General features: G+C 68.1%; 19 protein-coding genes. 5 read left to right on the top strand and 14 right to left on the bottom strand.

What is annotated here, in order from left to right; translation table 11 throughout:
* Positions 1–12: 12 nt before the first annotated feature.
* From dprA to gltX, 5 genes are read right to left on the bottom strand one after another with little or no spacing between them, the layout of a single operon-like run.
* Positions 13–1,188 (bottom strand): DNA-processing protein DprA, encoded by a 1,176-nt coding sequence (gene dprA, locus HLH36_RS17795; RefSeq protein WP_182987629.1) that lies wholly within the window; start codon positions 1,186–1,188, stop codon positions 13–15.
* Positions 1,185–1,823: a glycerol-3-phosphate 1-O-acyltransferase PlsY gene (gene plsY, locus HLH36_RS17790; RefSeq protein WP_182968595.1), complete on the bottom strand. Its 639-nt coding sequence runs from the start codon at positions 1,821–1,823 to the stop codon at positions 1,185–1,187. The genes dprA and plsY overlap by 4 nt, the downstream gene beginning before the upstream one ends.
* On the bottom strand, positions 1,823–3,136 hold the full coding sequence (gene pyrC / locus HLH36_RS17785; RefSeq protein WP_182987628.1) for a dihydroorotase: 1,314 nt from the start codon (positions 3,134–3,136) through the stop codon (positions 1,823–1,825). Before pyrC ends, plsY begins: the two co-directional genes overlap by 1 nt.
* Positions 3,133–4,098: an aspartate carbamoyltransferase catalytic subunit gene (locus tag HLH36_RS17780; RefSeq protein ID WP_182968577.1), complete on the bottom strand. Its 966-nt coding sequence runs from the start codon at positions 4,096–4,098 to the stop codon at positions 3,133–3,135. Before HLH36_RS17780 ends, pyrC begins: the two co-directional genes overlap by 4 nt.
* On the bottom strand, positions 4,095–5,495 hold the full coding sequence (gltX, locus tag HLH36_RS17775; RefSeq protein ID WP_182987627.1) for a glutamate--tRNA ligase: 1,401 nt from the start codon (positions 5,493–5,495) through the stop codon (positions 4,095–4,097). Before gltX ends, HLH36_RS17780 begins: the two co-directional genes overlap by 4 nt.
* A 226-nt stretch (positions 5,496–5,721) precedes the next feature.
* On the opposite strand from gltX, the gene HLH36_RS17770 reads away from it, so the two are divergent.
* A complete protein-coding gene (locus tag HLH36_RS17770; RefSeq protein WP_182987626.1) occupies positions 5,722–7,749 on the top strand; it encodes a ComEC/Rec2 family competence protein in 2,028 nt (675 codons plus the stop codon).
* A 127-nt stretch (positions 7,750–7,876) separates the two neighbouring features.
* Here HLH36_RS17770 and nth read toward each other — a convergent pair whose 3' ends face one another.
* Positions 7,877–8,563 carry an endonuclease III gene (gene nth, locus HLH36_RS17765; protein ID WP_246377016.1) on the bottom strand — a complete coding sequence of 229 codons (687 nt, stop codon included), beginning with the start codon at positions 8,561–8,563 and terminating at the stop codon, positions 7,877–7,879.
* 261 nt (positions 8,564–8,824) lie between these two features.
* Between nth and HLH36_RS17760 the strand changes: the two genes are divergently transcribed.
* Positions 8,825–10,657, top strand: a complete 1,833-nt coding sequence (locus HLH36_RS17760; protein ID WP_182987625.1) for an ABC transporter ATP-binding protein — start codon at positions 8,825–8,827, stop codon at positions 10,655–10,657.
* Between the two features lie 204 nt (positions 10,658–10,861).
* Positions 10,862–12,400 carry a M81 family metallopeptidase gene (locus HLH36_RS17755; RefSeq protein WP_220792908.1) on the top strand — a complete coding sequence of 513 codons (1,539 nt, stop codon included), beginning with the start codon at positions 10,862–10,864 and terminating at the stop codon, positions 12,398–12,400.
* A 31-nt stretch (positions 12,401–12,431) separates the two neighbouring features.
* Here HLH36_RS17755 and HLH36_RS17750 read toward each other — a convergent pair whose 3' ends face one another.
* The 8 genes from HLH36_RS17750 to hisB all read right to left on the bottom strand — a co-directional run bounded on the left by HLH36_RS17750 (position 12,432) and on the right by hisB (position 17,747).
* Positions 12,432–12,917 (bottom strand): hypothetical protein, encoded by a 486-nt coding sequence (locus HLH36_RS17750; protein ID WP_182987624.1) that lies wholly within the window; start codon positions 12,915–12,917, stop codon positions 12,432–12,434.
* A gap of 142 nt (positions 12,918–13,059) precedes the next feature.
* A complete protein-coding gene (locus tag HLH36_RS17745; RefSeq protein ID WP_182987623.1) occupies positions 13,060–13,440 on the bottom strand; it encodes a histidine triad nucleotide-binding protein in 381 nt (126 codons plus the stop codon).
* A gap of 17 nt (positions 13,441–13,457) precedes the next feature.
* Positions 13,458–13,940 (bottom strand): phosphoribosyl-ATP diphosphatase, encoded by a 483-nt coding sequence (locus tag HLH36_RS17740; RefSeq protein WP_182987622.1) that lies wholly within the window; start codon positions 13,938–13,940, stop codon positions 13,458–13,460.
* Between the two features lie 28 nt (positions 13,941–13,968).
* Complete coding sequence (gene hisF, locus HLH36_RS17735) at positions 13,969–14,742, bottom strand: imidazole glycerol phosphate synthase subunit HisF (protein ID WP_182987621.1); 774 nt, start codon at positions 14,740–14,742, stop codon at positions 13,969–13,971.
* On the bottom strand, positions 14,742–16,097 hold the full coding sequence (gene hisA, locus HLH36_RS17730; RefSeq protein ID WP_182987620.1) for a 1-(5-phosphoribosyl)-5-[(5-phosphoribosylamino)methylideneamino]imidazole-4-carboxamide isomerase: 1,356 nt from the start codon (positions 16,095–16,097) through the stop codon (positions 14,742–14,744). The genes hisF and hisA overlap by 1 nt, the downstream gene beginning before the upstream one ends.
* Entirely contained in the window at positions 16,094–16,765 is a 672-nt protein-coding gene (gene hisH, locus HLH36_RS17725; RefSeq protein WP_182987619.1) for an imidazole glycerol phosphate synthase subunit HisH, read from the bottom strand. The genes hisA and hisH overlap by 4 nt, the downstream gene beginning before the upstream one ends.
* A gap of 2 nt (positions 16,766–16,767) precedes the next feature.
* Entirely contained in the window at positions 16,768–17,154 is a 387-nt protein-coding gene (locus HLH36_RS17720; RefSeq protein ID WP_182987618.1) for a hypothetical protein, read from the bottom strand.
* Positions 17,151–17,747 (bottom strand): imidazoleglycerol-phosphate dehydratase HisB, encoded by a 597-nt coding sequence (gene hisB / locus HLH36_RS17715; protein WP_182975705.1) that lies wholly within the window; start codon positions 17,745–17,747, stop codon positions 17,151–17,153. Before hisB ends, HLH36_RS17720 begins: the two co-directional genes overlap by 4 nt.
* A 185-nt stretch (positions 17,748–17,932) precedes the next feature.
* Here hisB and HLH36_RS17710 point away from each other — a divergent pair, with 185 nt between their 5' ends.
* Both HLH36_RS17710 and ubiM read left to right on the top strand, forming a co-directional pair.
* Complete coding sequence (locus HLH36_RS17710; RefSeq protein WP_182987617.1) at positions 17,933–18,523, top strand: nitroreductase family protein; 591 nt, start codon at positions 17,933–17,935, stop codon at positions 18,521–18,523.
* A 16-nt stretch (positions 18,524–18,539) separates the two neighbouring features.
* Complete coding sequence (gene ubiM, locus HLH36_RS17705; protein ID WP_182987616.1) at positions 18,540–19,718, top strand: 5-demethoxyubiquinol-8 5-hydroxylase UbiM; 1,179 nt, start codon at positions 18,540–18,542, stop codon at positions 19,716–19,718.
* The last annotated feature ends 353 nt before the right edge of the window (positions 19,719–20,071 follow it).

The raw sequence follows: 20,071 nt of genomic DNA, 5'->3' as shown, positions 1-20,071 counted from the left end.
TTCCGGCGTCCGTCAGCCTTCGTCGGATTGGGATGGAAGGACGACACTCCCGCCAGGAAGGGTTTCAATGTCGCCTGCCAGTTCCAGTTCCGACAGTACGGTCAGGATCGCCGATGTCGAGAACTGGCAGCGCCGTACAAGATCGTCAACCGGCGTTGGCGTGAATGACAGCAGAGTCAGGATCGCCTGACGGATATCGGACACAGTCCCGCCGGGGCCGGAAGGGGGTACGGGACCGGCCTGGACCGGCGGTTCGGGCCAGGGGGCGGTGCTTTGCGCCAGGCTGCCGGGCCGCTTGCCGGTGCTGGTGGAAAAGAGGTCCCCGGCCGCCGCGTCGGGCAGTTCGGCCAGGATGTCGTTCTCGCTTTCGGTCAGGATCGCGCCGCGCCGCAGCAGGGAATTTGCGCCCCGGCTGCGCGGGTCGAGCGGCGATCCGGGCACGGCGAAGACCGTGCGGCCATAGCCCGCCGCCAGATCGGCGGTGATCAGGCTGCCCGAGCGCAGCGCGGCTTCGACGACCACGCAGCCCAGCGACAGGCCGGCGATCAGGCGGTTGCGGCGGGGGAAATGCCGGCTCTGCGGCGCGACGCCCAGCGGGGTTTCGGTGACCACCGCCCCGTATTGCGCAATCCTGTCCTGCAATTGTGCGTGTTCTGTCGGATAGGGGCGGTCCAGGCCGCCCGCGACGGCGGCGATGGTCGTGCCGGCGCGCAGCGCGCCGGCATGGGCGGCGGCGTCGATGCCCCGCGCCATGCCCGAGACCACGGTAATGCCGTGCGCCGCCAGGGTGGCGGCCAGGCTTTCGGCCATGCGCGCACCGTTGGACGAGGCATTGCGTGCGCCGACGATCGCGATACAGCACCCGTTCAGCCGGGCCGGGTCGCCCAGGATCGAGAGTGCCGGCGGTGCATCATGGATGGCGGCCAGAAGAGGCGGATAGTCGGGGTCGCCCAGCATCAGGATGCGGCCGCCCAGCGCTGCCGTGCCCGCGATTTCGGCCGCGATCTCGTCCTCGGGCGGGATGCGCAGCGTGCGCCCCCTGCCGGCGGCGCGCGCTCGTGCGGGCAGGGCGGACAGCGCGCTTTCAGCGTCGCCATAATCGAGCAGCAGCTTGCGATAGCCGACCGGGCCGACGCCTTCGCTGCGCGCCAGGCGGAGGCGCGCGGCCAGCGGCCCGGCCGGCGTCACGGAGTCTTCCGCCCGATTCGCGGTTCGGTTCCGTTGAGCAGGCGACTTATATTGCCGTGATGCCGGGCGATCACCAGCAGCGCGATCAGCAGCCCCGCCAGCGGAATCGGGCTGCGCAGGCCGTCGCCGCTCAACAGGGTCAGCAATACGGGCATGGCCACGAACGCGGCCAGCGCGCCGGCCGACGAGATCTTCGTCAGCTTTGCCACCCCCAGCCACAGGGCGCAGCAGGCAAGGCCGGTCAGCGGCGACAGCGCCAGCGCCGCCCCCAGCCCGGTGGCCACGCCCTTGCCGCCCTTGAATTTCAGCCAGATGGGAAAGCAATGGCCGATGACGGCGAACAGGGCCGCGACCGCCATCGCCGGCGCGGTATGGAACGGCGACAGGATGAAGCCGCACAGCACCGCGAACGCGCCCTTGCCGCCATCCAGCAGCAGCGTCGCCGCCGCCAGGCCGCGCCGGCCGGTGCGCAGCACGTTGGTCGCGCCGATATTGCCCGATCCGATGGCGCGGATATCGCCCGCGCCGCCAAGCTGCGTCAGCAGCAGGCCGAAGGGGATGCTGCCGATGCCGTAGGCCAGCACGGCGATGGCCCCCAGCAATTGCAGGACGTAGCCGGGGAGCGTCTCGGTCATCATGCCGCGTCCTGCCCGTAGACCTGGCGCCCGGCCTTCCATGTGCCCAGCACCCGGCCTTCCACCGCCCGCCCGTCGAAGGGCGTGTTGCGGGCCCGGCCCGGCAGGGCGTCGGCCTTGATCTTCCAGGCGCGGTCCAGGTCGAACAGGCAGAGATCGGCCTCGGCCCCATCGGCCAGCGTGCCGGCGCCGCTGCCCAGCAGGGCGGCGGGCCGGTGGGTCAGCAGGCCCAGCGCATCGATCAGGGGCAGGGCGCCGCCATGCACGCGCGCCAGCGTGACGGCCAGCAGGGTGGCCAGCCCGGTGCCGCCGGCCGAGGCCACGGCGAAGGGCTGGCGCTTGTCGTCGGCGTCGCAGGGCGCATGGTCCGAGGCGATGGCGTCGATCGTGCCATCCGCCAGCGCCGCGCAGACGGCCAGCCGGTCGGACTCGCCCCGCAGCGGCGGCGACAGCTTGGCATAGGTGCGGAAATCGCCGATCGCGGTTTCGTTCAGGTCGAAATAGGGCGGCGCGGTGTCGCAGGTCACGCGCAGGCCGCGCGCCTTGGCGGCCCGGATCAGCTCCAGCCCTTCCGCCGTCGAGACATGGGCGAAATGCAGCCGGCCGCGCGTCAGTTCGGCCAGGCGCAGGTCGCGGGCGATCATGATCGCCTCGGCGGCCGTGGGAATGCCCGGCAGGCCCAGGCGCGTCGCCAGTTCGCCATCCGTCGCGCAGCCGCCGCGCGCCAGCGACGGGTCTTCGGGGTGCTGGACCACCAGCGCGTCGAAGCCCCTGGCATAGGTCAGGGCCAGCCGCATCATCCGCGCATCGGCCAGTGCGCGCGTGCCGTCGGTGAAGGCGACCGCCCCGGCCTCGTCCAGCAGGCCGATCTCGGCCATCTCGGTGCCCGCGCACCCGCGCGTCAGCGCGCCATAGGGCAGGATCGAGACCATGCCCGTTTCCTCGCCGCGCGCGCGCAGGTGCCGCACCAGCGCCGGGTCGTCGATCGTCGGCTGGCTGTTGGGCAGTACCGCCATGGTGGTGACGCCGCCCGCCGCCGCCGCCCGCGCGGCCGAGGCCACCGTTTCGCGATATTCGAATCCGGGCTCGCCGATCGCCACCCGCATGTCCACCAGGCCGGGGCACAGTATCGCGCCGGCGCCGTCGACCAGTCGGGCGCCCTCGGGCACGCCCTCGGCGCCCGGCAGGTCGGTGCCGGCGATCACGCCGCCCTGGACCAGCAGGCGTCCGGGCCGGTCCAGCCCCCGCGCGGGATCGATCAGGCGGACATTCTCGAACAGGATCGGCGGGGCAGAGAGGGAAGAGGCGGTCACGTCTGGTCTCCGGCGCGCGACAGCAGGTCGAGGACGGCCATGCGCACGGCCACGCCCATTTCGACCTGTTCGCGGATCACGCTCTGGTCTGAATCGGCGACGCGGCTTTCGATCTCGACGCCGCGATTCATCGGGCCGGGATGCATCACCAGCGCCTCGGGCCGGGCCAGGGCCAGCCGCTTGAGGTCCAACCCGTAGAAACGGAAATATTCGCGCGGGCTGGGCACCTGGCCGCCATTCATCCGCTCGCGCTGCATGCGCAGCATCATCACCACGTCGGCGTCGCGCAGCCCGTCTTCCATCGTGTAATGGACATCCACGCCGAGCGCGCCGATGGCGCCTGGGATCAGCGTCGGCGGCCCGACCACCCGCACGCGTGCGCCCATGGCCGTCAGCAGGTGGATGTTCGACCGCGCCACCCGGCTGTGGCTGACATCGCCGCAGATCGCCACCGTCAGCCCGTGCAGCGTGCCGAAATGCCGGCGGATGGTCAGCGCGTCCAGCAGCGCCTGGGTCGGGTGTTCGTGGGTGCCGTCGCCGGCATTGACCACGCTGGCCTCGACCTTGCGGGCCAGCAGCGCCGGCGCACCGGATTGCGAATGGCGCACCACCAGCAGGTCGGTGCGCATCGCGTTCAGCGTCGCGGCGGTGTCCAGCAGCGTCTCGCCCTTGTTCACCGACGAGGTGGCCACCGTCATGTTCACCACGTCCGCCCCCAGCCGCTTGGCGGCCAGCTCGAACGAGGTGCGGGTGCGGGTGCTGTCCTCGAAGAACAGATTGATGACCGTACGCCCGCGCAGCCGGTCGCGCGGCGTCTGGCGCGAGCGGTTCATCAGCGCATAGCTCTCGGCCAGGTCCAGGAAGGGCACGATCCGGGTCGGATGCATGCCCTGGAGACCCAGCAGGTGCCGCCCGTGCTGCGGGAAGAACCGGGGCGGCGCCGCGCGCGGGCTGTCGTTCATCGGGCGACGGCTCCCAGCCGCGCCATCACCTCGTCCCTTCCCAGGGCGGCCAGCGTGGCGTCGATGCCGGGCGAGGTCGCGCCGCCGGTCATCGCGGCGCGCAGGGGCTGGGCCACCTGGCCCAGCTTGTGGCCGTGGTTCTCGGCGAAGTGACGCAGGGCGGCGTCGATCGAGGGCGCATCGAAATCCGCCAGCACCGCAAGGTCGCGCGCCAGCATGCCCAGCATGGCGCGGGCCTCGTCGGTCAGCAGCTTCTCGGCCTTGGCGTCGAAGGCCAGCGGCACGTGCCGGCCCAGGAAGGCGGCGCTGTCGGCCAGTTCGACCAGCGTCTTCGCGCGCTCCTTCAGGCCGGGCATCAGCGTGAGCACGCGTGCGCGCAGCGTGTCGTCCACGGTCACGCCCTCGCGCCCGGCCAGGCGTTCCAGCACGTCGTCGGTCAGGCGCGCATCGTCGGCCTGGCGCAGCCAGACGCCGTTCAGGTGCGACAGCTTGGCGTAATCCATGCGCGAGGGCGACCGGCCGACGCCGTCCAGGTCGAACAGCTGGATCTGCTCGTCGCGCGACAGGATCTCGGCGTCGCCATGGCCCCAGCCGAGACGCAGCAGATAGTTGTTCAGGGCCTCGGGCAGGTAGCCCATGTCGCGGAATTCCACGACCGACTGCGCGCCGTGGCGCTTGGACAGCTTGGCGCCGTCCGGCCCGTGGATCAGCGGCAGGTGCGCGAATTTCGGCAGGTCCCAGCCCATGGCGCGATAGATCATCGCCTGGCGGAACGTGTTGGTCAGGTGGTCGTCGCCCCTGATGACATGGGTGATGTCCATGTCATGGTCGTCCACCACCACCGCGAGCTGATAGACCGGCGTGCCGTCGGCGCGCAGGATGATCATGTCGTCCATTTCGGCATTGGCGACGCGGACATCGCCCTGCACCAGGTCCTGGATCACCGTCTCGCCCTCGCGCGGGGCGCGGATGCGCACGGTAAAGGGCGCGCCGGGCGGGGCTTCGGAGGGATCGCGATCGCGCCAGTAGCCGTTGTAGCGGGGCGGCTTGCCCTCGGCCATCGCCTGCTCGCGCATCTGCTGCAGTTCTTCCTGCGTGCAGTAGCAGCGATAGGCCAGGTTCTGCGCCAGCAGATGATGCGCGATTTCGGCATGCCGGGCCTGGCGCGTGGATTGGAACACCGGTTCCTCGTCCGGGGTGATGCCCATCCAGGCCAGCCCGTCGAACAGCACGTCGACCGCATGCTGGGTCGACCGCTCGCGGTCCGTATCCTCGATACGAAGCAGGAATTTTCCCCCATGGTGGCGGGCATAGAGGAAGTTGAACAGGGCGGCGCGGGCGTTGCCGATATGCAGCAACCCGGTCGGGCTCGGTGCGAAGCGCGTACGAACGGTCATGAGCCGGCTCCTTACCATGAGACGCTGTTTGCCGACAGGGGGCGCCGGTATGGGAGCGTTGCGGGGCCTGGGCGTTTGTCTCTTCTTTTTCTGAAGGAAAAGAAGCAAAAAGACTTTTAATCCGTTGTCGGCATTCCGCCTTGTCCGGCGGTCTTCCCCTTAAAAGGCTAGAAGTTTTTTGGTTCTTTTTTTCAAAAAAGAACGGGACGCGCTGGCCGGCCTGTTGATGGCGGAACAACGGCGTCTGGCGCTGTGGCTGCCGGTCGGGCTGGGGCTGGGCATCGCGTGGTATTTCCGACTGCGGCACGAACCCGGAACGCCGGGGGGTCTCGCCGGGGCCGGCATTGCCGTTCTGGGGCTTGGCTGGATCGCATGGCGGCCTTACGCGCTGGCGCCTCGTGTGTTCGGCGGAGGTGCCGCGACGCTGGCCTTGGGGTTTCTGGCCGCGTTCTGGGCCACGCATCGTCAGCCGCCTTTGCCCGACCTGCCGGCGCGCGCGACCATCGTCACCGGGCGCATCGTGGCCGTGGCCCTGCTGCCGGCCGATGGTCCCTCCGTCCGGCGGCTGGACCTGGCCGACGCGGTACTGGACGACCCGCTGGATTCCGGCATGCCGCCCCTGCGCCGCATCCTGCGCGTGCGCCTGCGCGCCGACGATCCGCTGGTGCCTGTTCCGGGCATGGTCGTGCGGGTGCGTGCCCTGTTGCGGCCACCGGCGCCTCCGTCCCTGCCCGGCGGTCCCGACCGGCAGCGTCGTGCCTATTTTGACGGAACGGCCGGCGGTGGCATGGCCCTGGGCCGGGCGCAGGCGCTGGGGCCCGTGCCGGGGGCGTCGTCGCTGGAGGGACTGCGCGAGCGTGTATCGGCGCATATCCTGCATGTGCTGCCGGGTGCCGCGGGCGGGGTGGCGACGGCGGTGCTGACCGGTTCCGCCGTCGGGATGAAGCAGGCGGATCGCGACGCGTTCGCCGACGCGGGGCTGGCCCATCTGCTGGCGGTGGCGGGGCTGCATCTGGGCATCGTCATGGGCGTGTCGGTGGCGGTGGTGCGGCTGCTGCTGGCCTGTTCGGAATGGGTGACGCTGTACTGGCCGTGCCGGTCGATCGCCGCCATTGCCGGGCTGGCGGCCGGCATCCTGTATGTGGGGCTGACGGGCGCGCATCTGCCGGCGTTGCGCAGCCTGACCATGGCGGCGCTGGTGGTGGTGGCGATGGTCACCGGCCGGCGGGCGCTGTCGCTGCGCGGGTTGGCGGTGGGGGCGATCCTGCTGCTGCTGACCGGGCCGGCCGACCTGCTGGAGGCCCCGTTGCAGATGTCGCTGGCCGCCGTCATGGCGCTGGCGGCGGGGGCCGAGGTCACGCGTCCGCTCTTCGCCCGCCTGATCGAGCAGCCTGGCTGGTGGCGGCGGGCCCTGCGCCACATCGCGCATCTGGCGCAGGCCAGCCTGCTGGCCGGCGGGGCGACGGTGCCGGTGGTGATGGCGCATTTCGGCACGCTTCAGCCCTGGTTCGTGCTGGCCAATCTGCTGGCGGTGCCGCTGATGGCGATGTGGGTCCTGCCGCTGGGCCTGCTGTCCCTGCTGCTGATGCCATGGGGGGCGGAGGCCATGGCGCTGGTGCCGATGGGCTGGGGCATCGGGCTGATTCTCGATCTGGCGCGCATGGTCTCCGGCTGGCCGGCGGCGCGGCTGGCGGTGCCCGCCATGCCGGGCTGGGGACTGGCGATATGGCTGCTGGGCCTGTGCTGGCTCTGCCTGTGGGCCGGGCGGTGGCGCTGGTGGGGCGTGGGGCCGATGGTGCTGGCTTTGGCCGTGCCCTTCCTGGTCGTGCGGCCGGATCTGCTGCTTTCTCCCGACGGGCGCACGGTGGCGGTGCGTGATGGTGCGGTGCTGCGCGTCGGCCCGCGTCCGGGCGGCGAACGGCTGGTCGAGGACGATTGGCGGCAGGCCCTGGCGCTGCCGATTGCGCCCGGCGGCATCATGACCTGCCGCGATGGCGTGTGCCTGCGGGATGCGCCAGCGGCCGGTTGCGCGGGAATGGTTCTGCTGATCACGCTGGTGCCCGATGATGCGGGTTGTCCGGGCGTACGCATGCTCGACACGCTGACGACATGGAAAAGCGGCGCGCAGGCCGTCTTCCTGCGCTCCGGTGGTCCGCTTGTGGTCTCGGACCGTGACTGGCGTGGGGCGCGCCCTTGGGTGCTGGCGCCGGGGCAGCATGGGATGCCCGTTCTGCCGTTGGCGCAGCGGGAGTAGGCCTTCTTTTTCTGAAGAAAAAGAAGCAAAAAGACTTTTACTCGTTCAGGGTCTCGCGTGTCCCCAGCACAAAGTCCCTGAACAGATCAGAAGTTTTTTTGGTTCTTTTTTTCAAAAAAGAACAGCCTCAAGTCGGTGCCAGCACCTTCCCCGTATACTGGCAAGGCTCGATCGCCGGGCACCGCCAGCATTCCGGGCGGCGGGCCTTGCAGACATAGCGTCCGTGCAGGATCAGCCAGTGATGCGCCGGGCGCAGCATCGGGGCCGGGATGCGGGCGACCAGCTGGTCCTCCACCGCGCGGGGGGTCTTGCCGGGGGCCAGGCCGGTGCGGTTGCCGATGCGGAAGATATGGGTATCGACGGCCATGGTGCTGTCGCCGAAGGCCACGTTCATCACCACGTTCGCGGTCTTGCGGCCCACGCCGGGCAGGGCTTCCAGCGCCGCGCGGTCGTGGGGCACCCGACCGCCATGCTGGTCCAGCAGGGCCTGCGACAGGGCGACGACATTGCGTGCCTTGGTGCGCCACAGGCCGATGGTGCGGATATGATCGCCAACCGCCTCTTCGCCCAGCGCCACCATCGCGGCGGGGGTGGGGGCGTCGCGGAACAGGCCCTTGGTCACGCGGTTGACCGAGACGTCGGTGGCCTGCGCGGACAGGGCGACCGCGACCAGCAGCGTGTAATCGTCGACGAAATCCAGCTCGCTTTCCGCATTGGGGTGCGCGTCGGCCAGCAGGGTGATGAAGCGTTCGACTTCCTTCAGCGTCATGCGGCGGCGGGCGCCGGGCGGGCGGGCGGTCGGTGTGCGGGTCATGCCGTCTCTGCGGGAAAGGGTGGAGAGGGGACGACCCGTTTTCGGCCGGATGGCGTGATCTGTAAATCGTCGGGCATGCCTGAATGCCGTGCCGTCTTGCGTTCCGGGGGCGGCACGGCGATAATTTGCCCGAAAACCGGGACAAGATCGGAATGCCCATCGTGCGGCGCGGGCGCGCGCCGCGCGGCACGCGACGGCCTGCGCCGTCGCCGCGGTTGGGGCTGACGCACAAGGATGGCCGGCATGACCGGCCGGAGCATCATGACAGACCAACAAGCCGCGTCGGGCCAGGAGCGCCCCGCGCGCAATGAATTCGCCGAAGTTCTGGGTTTTGTGATCCGCCGCTGGCTGCGCCATCCCGGCGCGCTGGCCTGGACGCTGGCAGGCGTCTCGGTGGCGACGGTGGCCGACGTGGTCACGCCGCTGCTGGCCGGCTGGATGGTGGATGACGTCTCGCGCGCCGCCGGCGGGGCAGCGGGGGGCGCGATCGCCACTCCGGCGATGGAGGCCGCCCGGCGGGGCGCGCTGTGGATGGTCGGTGGGCTGGTGCTGCTGGGCCTGCTGGGCGTGGCCGGGCGCCGCATGTCCTATCTGGGCATCACGCACCTGACCGCGCGTACCATGCGCGGCATTGCCGAGAGCGCCTTTGCCCGCGTGCAGCGTTTTTCGACCGACTGGCACGGCAACACGTTCGCGGGCTCGACCGTGCGCCGGCTGACGCGCGGCATGTGGGCCACCGACACGCTGGCCGACACGCTGATGCTGATGCTGCTGCCCAGCGTGCTGGTGCTGGCGGCAACCACGGTGGTGCTGGCGGCGCATTGGCCGTCGATGGGCCTGCTGCTGGGGGTGAGTTCGGTCGTGCTGGTGGCGATGTCCACCTGGCTGACCCTGCGCTATGTCGCGCCTTCGGCCCGGCTGGCCAATAAGTGGGATACCCGCATGGGTGCTGCGCTGGCCGATGCCGTCACCTGCAATTCCGTCGTCAAGGCGTTCGGCGCCGAAGAGCGCGAGGACGCGCATCTGTCGCGCATCCTGGCGCGGTGGCAGATTCGGACCGAGCGGTCATGGATACGTGGCACCAATTCGGGAAACCTGCAGAATGTGGCGGCCCTGCTGATGCGGGTGCTGCTGATCGGCGCGGTGCTGGCCCTGTGGTGGCGCGGTCGCGCCGGGCCCGGCGACGTGGCGTATGTGCTGACCATGGTGTTCCTGGTGCAGGGCTATCTGCGCGATATCGGGCAGCAGATCTCGATGGTGCAGCGTTCGGTGAACGAGATGGAGGAACTGGTCGCCATCTATCGCCTGCCGCTGGGCGTCGCGGATCGGCCGGGGGCCGGCACGCTGCGCGTGACGCATGGTGCCATCCGCTTCGATCATGTGGGCTTCGGCTATCGGGCGCAGACCCGGCCGCTGTTCCAGGATCTGTCGATCGACATTCCCGCCGGCAGTCGCGTCGCGCTGGTGGGGCCGTCAGGGTCGGGCAAGACCACGCTGATCAAGCTGTTGCAGCGGCTGTACGATGTCACGTCGGGCCGGATCCTGATCGACGGCATCGACATCGCCACGGTGACGCAATCCAGCCTGCGGTCGCAGATCGCGATCGTGCAGCAGGAACCGGTGCTGTTCCATCGCTCGCTGGCCGAGAACATCGCCTATGGCCGGCCCGGCGCGTCGATGGCCGAGATCGAGGAAGCGGCACGGCAGGCCAATGCGGCCGGCTTCATCAACCGCCTGCCCAAGGGCTACGCCACCATGGTCGGCGAACGCGGCGTCAAACTGTCGGGCGGCGAGCGCCAGCGCGTGGCCATCGCCCGCGCCTTCCTGGCCAATGCCCCGATCCTGATCTTCGACGAGGCTACATCCAGCCTGGACTCGGAATCGGAAATCCTGGTTCAGGAAGCCATGGAACGGCTGATGCTCGGCCGCACCGTGCTGGTCATCGCCCACCGCCTGTCCACCGTCGTCGGGCTGGACCGTATCCTGGTCTTCGCCCACGGTGAGCTGCTGGAAGACGGATCGCACGCGGAACTGGTGACGCACGAGGGCGGATTGTATCGCCGCCTGTTCGAATTGCAGTCGCTGGACGGGTGAGGTCGCAGGGCTCTGCCCTGCACCCGGAAGGGGACGGTCGTCCCCTTCACCCCTGTTCGTCGGGGGCGGCGTGCCGATGCGTAGTTAATTTTCATAGCAAAACAATATCGGCCTCCTTCACAGTATGACTCTCGGTGCCCGATGGGTGGGGTGCGATCAGCTCTGCCGCGTCGAATCTGGCAAGATACAAAGAGGGTTGGCGACGTGCGTCGTAGACTGATTTTGAAGATGCTGCCGGCGGGGCTTCTCGCAGGTCGTAATCAGAGCCGTGCGGCGGGACTGATACCGGCCTTTAAAGGCGTTCCCCGCATCGCCGTTGGCGGAATCGCCTCGGAATGCAGCACGTACAGTCGCATTCGGTCCCGGATGCCGGACTTCACCGTTCTCAAGGGAGACGACATCTTCGGGGCGCCCCTGTCGCAGCCATTGCATCGTTATGATGTCGATTTCCTGCCCACACTGGAAGCCTCCGCCCCGCCAGGCGGTCCGGTGGACAGGGCGACTTACGAGACCCTGAAAGCCGAATATCTCGAACGGCTTCATAAGCTCCTGCCGCTTGATGGCGTTTACCTGGCCATGCACGGTGCCCTGAGCGTTGATGGCATGGATGATGCGGAAGGCGACTGGTACGCGGCGACCCGTTCAGTCGTGGGGCCGGACTGCCTGCTCTCCGCTTATTACGATCTTCATGGCAATCTCAGCCAGCGGATTGTCGATACGCTCGATGCCTTCACGGCTTATCGCACAGCGCCTCATGTCGATCGCGTCGAAAACGTCATGCGTGCCACCGACATGTTGACCCATTGCCTGCGATACGGCATTCGCCCTGGCATCGTATGGGCAAGCATTCCTGTGCTGCTGCCGGGCGAGCAAAGCAGTACGGAATGGGAGCCCGGAAGGCGCCTGTGGTCGGACCTGAGCGAGTACAACCGTCTGCCGGGAATCCTCGATGTTTCCCAACTTGTTGGATATGTCTGGGCGGATGAACCCCGCTCCGCGGCGTCGGTCGTGGTGACGGGTACAAATCTCGAAGAACAGAAACGCATCGCCACCGAACTTGCGCAACGTTACTGGAATTCAAGGCATGAATTCCATTTTGGCGCGCCGACCGGGACGATTGATGAATGCCTTGCCCGCGCCATGGCTTCAAAGACCCATCCGGTCGTTATTTCGGATTCCGGAGACAATCCAGGTGGGGGCGGAAACTCCGACCAGACCTTTTTTCTGCAGGCCCTGCTCAAGGCGGGTGCAAAAGACGTCCTGCTCGGTGGAATGACAGACCGTGCCGCGACAGATGCCTGCTACAGGGCGGGCGTGGGTGCCGTCTTGCCGCTTTCCATCGGCGCCACGCTGGACCCTCTTATGTGCCAGCCTGTGCATGTCAGGGCGATCGTCAGGCATCTGACGCATGTAACGCATCCGGAAGATGGTGAAGCCGTCGTCGAATTCAACGGCATCACCGCCACCTTGTCCGCTCGGCGACGACTCTACCACGCCGCCGAAGCGTTCAGGGATATCGGGCTGGAACCGACGAACTTCAAAATCGTCGTTCTGAAATGCGGGTATCTGAACCCGACGATGAAACCCCTGGCCAATCCGGCGCTCATGGCTCTTTCGCCGGGAGCCATTGACCAGGATATCGTCCATATTGCCAATCGCCGTCGCAGGCCGACATGGCCCTGGGTCGCCGATCTGGCCTACAAACCGGAACCCTATGTTTCCGCCCGGGTCCAGCGCAGCTAAGGGGTGTCCATGCGTCGCTGAATAACCCGACTCACCAGCCGGCGTTATACTGTCCCATGCCCGGGTCCCAGTTGCCCCAGGCGGGGTTCCAGGACGGGTTCCATCCGCCCCAGCCGGGGCCGGTCATCGGGCCCCAGGCGTTCCAGTTCCATGTGGCGTCCCGGTATTCCCCGGCCGTCATCTGCTGCTCGTCGGCCAGCATCTTCTGCTGGCGGTAGCTCTGGTAATTATCGTAGGCGGCCTGGTCGCCGACATACAGGCAATCACAGACGGTCGGGTCGGCATAGACGTAGAAGACGCTGTTCCCATGCGTCCTGCGGACGAAATGATGGGGCGGGAGGCGGTTCAGCATCGCCTGCTGCTGCTGTGACGTGGCGGGTCTCAGGGCAAAGCCGGCCGCGGCGAGATGGTCTTCCTTCTGCGCGATCCTCTGGGCCGTCGTTTCGCAGGATGGCAGGCAGGCCAGCATGGTCAGGACGGCAAGGGCACGCACCGGCGCGCGGTTCCACACGATCATTCCCGTTCGCTCCCGTTTGCGGCAATATTTTGACATACTTTATCCGCTATCCCGACGGGCACCAACCCTGTCCTGAATCGAGGTGCAGGAGGCAAGCCTCCTGCCGGGGCGTCGGGGCAGAGCCCCGACAGGAAGCGCCCGCTCAGGACCGATGCAGCATGGGCCCCAGGGCGGCACCCCCGAACAGATGCACATGGAAATGCGGCACTTCCTGCCCGGCCGCCGCGCCCATATTCGCCAGCAGGCGGTATCCGTGGTCTTCCAGCCCCAGCGACGCCGCCACATGGCCGACCGCGCGGGTAAAGCCCGCGATTTCGGCCTCGTCGGCCGTCTGGCTGAAATCGGCGAAGGAGACGTACGGCCCTTTGGGGATCACCAATACATGGACCGGTGCCTGCGGCGCGATGTCGTGGAACGCCAGCGCGTATTCGTTTTCATAGACCTTGCGGCAGGGGATTTCCCCGCGCAGGATCTTGGCGAAGACGTTCTGCGGGTCGTACGGACCCCGTCCGGAAATGGCCATGGACATGCCTCCTTGTTTCAGACCGCCAACGGGTCGCGGGGGCGGGCGGCCTTTTCGGCAATGCCGCTGGTGCCCTCGCGGCGCGTCAGTTCGGCCCATACATCCGACGGATGGATGCCGGCATCAACCCACATGACGATCAGGTGGTACAGCACGTCGGCACTTTCGCCGACCAGTTCCTCGGTATTGCCGGCCACGGCCTCGATCAGGCACTCGACCGCTTCCTCGCCGAATTTCTGCGCGATCTTGCGCCGGCCGCGCGACAGCAGCCGTGCGGAATGGCTGACTGCCGGGTCGGTGCCCTTGCGCGAGACGACGACATTGAACAGCCGGTCCAGGATTTCCGCCGTCGCCGTCGGTTCGGCGGGCAGGGCAGGGGCCGCCTTCACGATGGCGGCAGCGGGGGCGGCCTTTTTCCGGGCCGTCTTCTTGGTGACGCCCTTCTTGCCGGCGGCCTTGGCGTCGTCGTTCTTGCGCGTGGTCTTCGGGATTTTTGGCATCAGGCCCTCGCTTGGGTATTCGCGCCGTTCAGGATCTGGCAGCCGGCGTGCGGCGGACCGGCAGGCCGGCTTCCGCCAGGGCCTGCTTGACCTGCGGGATGGTGAACTGGCCGAAATGGAACACGCTGGCGGCCAGCAGGCCGGTGGCCCCGGCACGCGCGCCCTCGACGAAATGCTCCAGCGTGCCGACGCCGCCCGAGGCCACGACCGGCACCCGCACCGCGCCGCAGGCCGCGCGCAGCAGGTCCAGGTCGAAGCCGCTGCGGGTACCGTCGCGGTCCATGCTGGTCAGCAGGATCTCGCCGGCGCCGCGTTCGGTCACTTCCCGGCACCAGTCGATGGCGTTGCGGCCGGTGGGGGTTCGGCCGCCATGGGTGTACACTTCCCATGACCCATGCCCGTCCGACCGGGCATCGACGCCTACCACCACGCACTGGCTGCCGAATTTCCGCGCGGCCTCGTTGACCAGTTCGGGACGGCTGACGGCGGCGGAGTTCATCGCGCATTTGTCGGCCCCGGCCAGCAGCAGGCGGCGCATGTCGTCGGTCGTGCGCACGCCGCCGCCCACGGTCAGGGGCAGGAAGATCTTCTCGGCGGTGCGGTTGACCACGTCCAGGATCGTGTCGCGGTTCTCGTGGCTGGCGGTGATGTCCAGGAAGGTCAGTTCGTCGGCGCCGGCGGCGTCATAGACCGCCGCCTGCTCCACCGGGTCGCCGGCGTCGCGCAGCGAGACGAAGTTGACCCCCTTCACCACCCGTCCGTTCTTCACGTCCAGGCAGGGGATGACCCGCAGCTTCAGCATCAGGACAGAATCCGCAGTGCGTCGGCCGGGTCCACCCGGCCGTCATACAGCGCACGGCCGACGATCACGCCCTCGATCCCCGGCGCGGTGACCGTGGCGGCCCGAAGCGTGCGCAGATGCTCGATATTGCCGACGCCGCCGCTGGCGATGACCGGGATCGACAGGCTGTTCGCCAGTTCGGCGGTCTGGGGAATGTCGATGCCCGTCAGCATGCCGTCGCGGCTGATCTCGGTGAAGATGATCGCGGCGACGCCCACATCCTCCATCCGGCGGCCCAGATCGATGGCTTTCATGTCCGAGGTCTCGGCCCAGCCTTCGGTCGCCACCTGTCCCGAGCGCGCGTCGATACCGGCGACGATCCGGCCGGGGAAGGCGCGGCAGGCGGCACGGACCAGTTCGGGATTCTTCACCGCGACACTGCCCAGGATCACGCGGGTGATCCCGGCGACCAGCCAGCGTTCGATGCTGCCCAGGTCGCGCAAGCCGCCGCCCAACTGCACCGGCACGGTGGCGTTGGCGATGATGGCTTCGATCGCCGCGCTGTTGGCCGACTTGCCGGCAAAGGCGCCGTTCAGGTCGACCACATGCAGCCAGCCGCAGCCCGCCGCGATCCAGGCCCGGGCCTGCGCGCCGGGATCGTCGGAATAGACCGTGGCATCATCCATCTCGCCCCGGCGCAGGCGCACGCAGGCGCCGTCCTTGAGGTCGATGGCGGGGTAGAGGGTCAGGCTGTGGCCGGTCACGCTGGCAGGTCCTGTGGCGGGAATGGGAACGGAAGACGCTTGGGGGTGGGCGGGCACGACCCGCTCATTCTCCTGCAGGCGCTTGGTGAAGAACAGGCCACGCATCGTCCGCCCGTCGGCGCGGGCATAGCTGGGATGGGTGCCCCATTGATAGAAGCCGAACGTGCGGAACAGCCGGATCGCGGCCTCCTGGGTCTCGCGCACATCCAGGTTCAGGATCTGGTAGCCCATGGCCCGCGCGCATTGTTCGGCCTCCAGCAGCAGCAGCCGGCCCAGGCCGCGCCCCCTGGCGTAAGGCGCGACATAGAGATGCATCAGCGTGGCGCTCATCGCCTGCGCTTCGTTGTTGCGCGGCGGGCGGACCAGTTGGGCGGCGCCGACGATGATGCCGTCCAGCCGCGCGACGAACAGCATGCGCTCCGGCACCATCAGCAGGCCGCGGAAATAGCGTTCCATCGCCTGGCGGCCAGGCACGTTCAGCCAGCCGAACCCGCCGCCATCCAGGATCGCGGCGTCGGTCGCCTCGCATAGCGCCTGAAGATCGTCTTCCGTCAGCGACTGGACACGCTCGGCACGCGGCTGGTCCCGGGTGGTGCTGCCGATGCCGCTCATGCGCGGTCTCCTTCGCGGGCCGGGGTCCAGCGCAGGAAATTCGACAGGATTCGCAGGCCGACCGTCTGGCTCTTCTCGACATGGAACTGCGTGCCGGCCCGGTTGCCGCGGGCCACGATCGCCGGCACCGCCCCGCCATAGTCGGTGGTCGCCACCCGTTCGCCCGCTGTGCCGTGGCGCAGCGCATAGGAATGGACGAAATAGCCGTGGGCGTCTTCGTCCAGCCCGTCGGTCAGCGGATGCGCGCCCGGTGTGAAATCCAGCCGGTTCCACCCCATCTGCGGCAGGCGCAGGCCCGGCGCGTCCATCGGCGCGATCTCGCCCGCGATCCAGCCGAAACCGGGGGTGATGGCATGTTCCAACCCGCGTTCGGCCATCAATTGCATGCCAACGCAGATACCCAGGAACGGCGTCCCCGCATCCGTCGCGTCGATAATGGCCGCGCGCAGCCCCGGCACGGCATCCAGCCCGGCGGCACAGTCGGCGAAGGCGCCCTGTCCGGGCAGTACGATCCGGTCCGCCCCGCGTACCGTCTGTGGATCGGCCGAAATCGTCACCTCGGCGTCGATGGCGCTATCCGCCGCCGCCCGCGCCAATGCCCGCGCGGCCGAGGCCAGGTTGCCGCCATTATAATCGATGACGACGATGGATTGCGTCGCGGATGTCATATTCATACCTCCGCCGGGTTGCCACGGGTGCGCGCGAGCGTGGGGTTGCGCTCCAGCAGGCGCAGCAGCGCGGCCTCGCGCCCCTGCGCCACGATCACCGGACCGGCGGCCAGGCCGTTCAGCCGCAATTCCCACTCTCTGATATCGGCGGCGCACAGGCCCAGCAGCAGATGCAGCCCGGCCCAGAACGGCAGCAGCGGCAGATGCGCCGCCCGCACCGCGTCCAGCAGCAGCAGGCTGGTGGTGCCGGCCAGCAGCCCGGCGATCCAGCTTCCCTGAATCACCAGCCCCAGCCAGCCCAGCAGCAGCACCCGCCAGGACAGGCGCTCGGCCACCAGGATGGGCGGAAGCCGGTCGTCAGTCCGGAACCATGTGGAATAGCTCGTCACAGCACGCCTTTGGTCGAGGGAATGCTCCCGGCCGCGCGCGGGTCGGGCTCGGCCGCCATGCGCAGGGCCCGGGCCGCCGCCTTGAACGAGGCTTCGGCAATATGGTGGCAGTTCCGCCCGGCCTTCTGCGTGACATGCAGCGTCAGCAGCGCGCTCATGGCGAAGGCGCGGAAGAACTCTTCGAACAGCTCGGTATCCATCTCGCCGATCTTGTCGCGCGTGAAATCCACCGACCAGGCCAGGAAGGGGCGGCCGGAGATATCCACCACCACTTCGCTCAGCGCCTCGTCCAGCGGCACCAGCGCATGGCCGAAGCGGCGGATGCCGCGCTTGTCGCCGATCGCGCGGACAAAGGCCTGGCCCAGCGCGATGCCGGTATCCTCGGTGGTGTGATGGAAGTCGATATGCAGGTCGCCCTTGGCCTCGATTTCCAGATCGAACAGGCCATGGCGGGCCAGCGCCGTCAGCATATGATCGAAGAAGCCGATTCCGGTCGCGATCCGGGACTGGCCGGTGCCGTCCAGGTTCAGCCGGAGCGTGATGTCGGTCTCGCTGGTGACGCGATGAATCGTGGCTGTGCGGGCAGTATCCATGCCCGTTCTCCTACAGGAGTGGGCCGCGTTAGGCCACTCTCCTGTATGGGGCGCGCGCAGTGTTGCCAGCCCTGTTCGTGCCTCTGGGTCGCAGGCGGCGGATATTGGCTTCACCTTTCTTCTGCTGCATGGTGCCGGCCAGGGCCGCGCGACCGCTGCCGGGGCCCAAGATCAAGGAGGCCCCTATGGCCGTGCTCGACAGCCTGCTGTCCCGCTCATCGACCGACGCCCTGTCCGAACCCGCGCCCGAAGGATCGGTGCTGGAGGATATCCTTTCCACCGCGATGCGCGCGCCGGACCATGGCCGCCTGAGGCCGTGGCGCTATGTGCTGATCCGTGGCGAGGCCCGGCCCAAGCTGGCCGAACTGGTTGTGGCCGGCATGCTGGCGCGCGATCCGGACGTGCCGGCCGCGAAAATCGAGAAGCGCCGCACCCGCTTCTCCACCATGCCGCTGACCATCGCACTGGGCATGCATCTGCGCCCCGAGGACAAGATCCCGCTGATCGAGCAGGAAATGGCGGTCGCGGCGGCGGCGATGAACATCCTCAATGCCCTGCATGCCACCGGCTTCGGCGGGGTGTGGGTGACGGGCGACATGGCGGTTGATCCCGCGCTGGCTTCGGCGCTGGGGTTCGATGCGCCGCACCGGCTGGCGGGCTTCCTGTTCGTCGGCACGCCGGACCCGAACCGGGCCGTGCCGCCGCGCCGGCCGGTGGTTGGGTACGTGGCGGAATGGCACGGCGCGCCGGTCACGTTCGGGGCGGACAAAGAGTAGAATACGGAAGAGCGAGATGCGCAGCGACGTCACGATCATCGGCGGTGGTCCCGCCGGCCTGGCCACGGCCCTGTCGCTGGAAAGCGCCGGCCTGTCCGTCACCGTGCTGGAGCGCGCGCCGCAGGCCGCGCTGGCCGAACCCGCGTTCGACGGGCGGGAGATCGCCCTGACCCATCATTCGGTCACGCTGCTGCGGAATGCCGGAGCATGGGCGCGCATCCCCCCGGTGGGCATTTCCCCCTTGCGCGAGGCAAGGGTGGAAACCGGACGGCACAACCATCCGCTGACCTTCGATACGAACGGCCAGGGTGTCGAAGCCCTGGGGTATCTGGTCTCCAATCACATGATCCGTCAGGCCTTGTATGAAGAGGCCGTGACGCGCCCCGGTATCGTGGTGCGCGCGGGCGTCGCGACGCGGCGTGTGCGGGACGATGGTGACGGCGTGACCGTGCTGGCCGAGGGGGGCGACGTGACGTCGCGCCTGGCGATCGCGGCCGATGGCCGGTTTTCCGACATCCGGCGCCTGCAGGGCATCGGCGCGATCATCCATGATTTCCATCGATCCATGCTGGTCTGCCGCATGGCGCATGAATCGCCCCATCATCATGTGGCGACCCAATGGTTCGATGACGGGCAGACGGTCGCGCTGCTGCCCGTCAATGGCGGCGCGTCCTCCCTGGTCCTGACCCTGCCGCCGGACCAGATCGAGGCGCTACGGACGATGGAACGCGACCGCTTCAACGAGGAGATCATGGCCAGGGTCGGCAATCGGCTGGGCGCCATGCGGCTGGTCAGCACGCGCCATGTCTATCCGCTGCGGGCGGTCTATGCGCATCGCTTCACGGCGCGGCGCTTCGCGTTGATCGGCGATGCGGCGGTGGGCATGCATCCCATCACCGCGCACGGCTTCAATCTGGGCCTCAAGGGCCAGGATATCCTGGCCCAGGAAATCACGGCCGGGATGGTGCGCGATGGCGATCCTGGGGCGGCTGCGGTGCTGCGGCGGTTCTCTACCCGTCATCGCCTGGCCACGGCGCCACTGTTCGCCGCCACCAATGGCATCGCCACCCTCTATACGCGTGACGAATCACCCTTCCGTTACCTGCGTCGCGCCGGTCTGCGGGCGGCCGATTCTCTCGCGCCATTCAAGGCGGCCGTGACCAACATGCTGATCGATCGGGGCAGAACGGCCTGAAACCGCCATTTTCTGATCGGCGGGTCAGAAAAAAACGACGGGGCGCATTTTTCGCTGTTGACGGTATTAGGGGTGGGGTGTAGATCGCTGTTCACCGCCGGGGCTGAGGTTCTTGACCTGGTGGTTTGGACCTGCTAGTTTCTTTGGCCCTTCTGGGGCGGATGGGATTAGAAGTTGTTCTTTGACAATAGAATAATGGAATGGAAGGGATATGTTGGCGGCGTTCTGACGGCCTGTGAGAGTGGGTTGTTAGGGGTTGGTTTTATCTGGGTTTAGCCTGGGTTTGATTGAGCCTGCTTGGACGCTGTGGGGCATATTTCTTTGATTTATGCGTTTTTATAGCTTTCGAGTTT

Source organism: Gluconacetobacter aggeris, from assembly GCF_014174395.1.
In the GTDB taxonomy this organism is placed as follows: domain Bacteria; phylum Pseudomonadota; class Alphaproteobacteria; order Acetobacterales; family Acetobacteraceae; genus Gluconacetobacter; species Gluconacetobacter aggeris.
The sequence above is the reverse complement of the archived record's forward strand: the minus strand, read 5'-3'. Positions and strand labels throughout refer to the sequence as shown.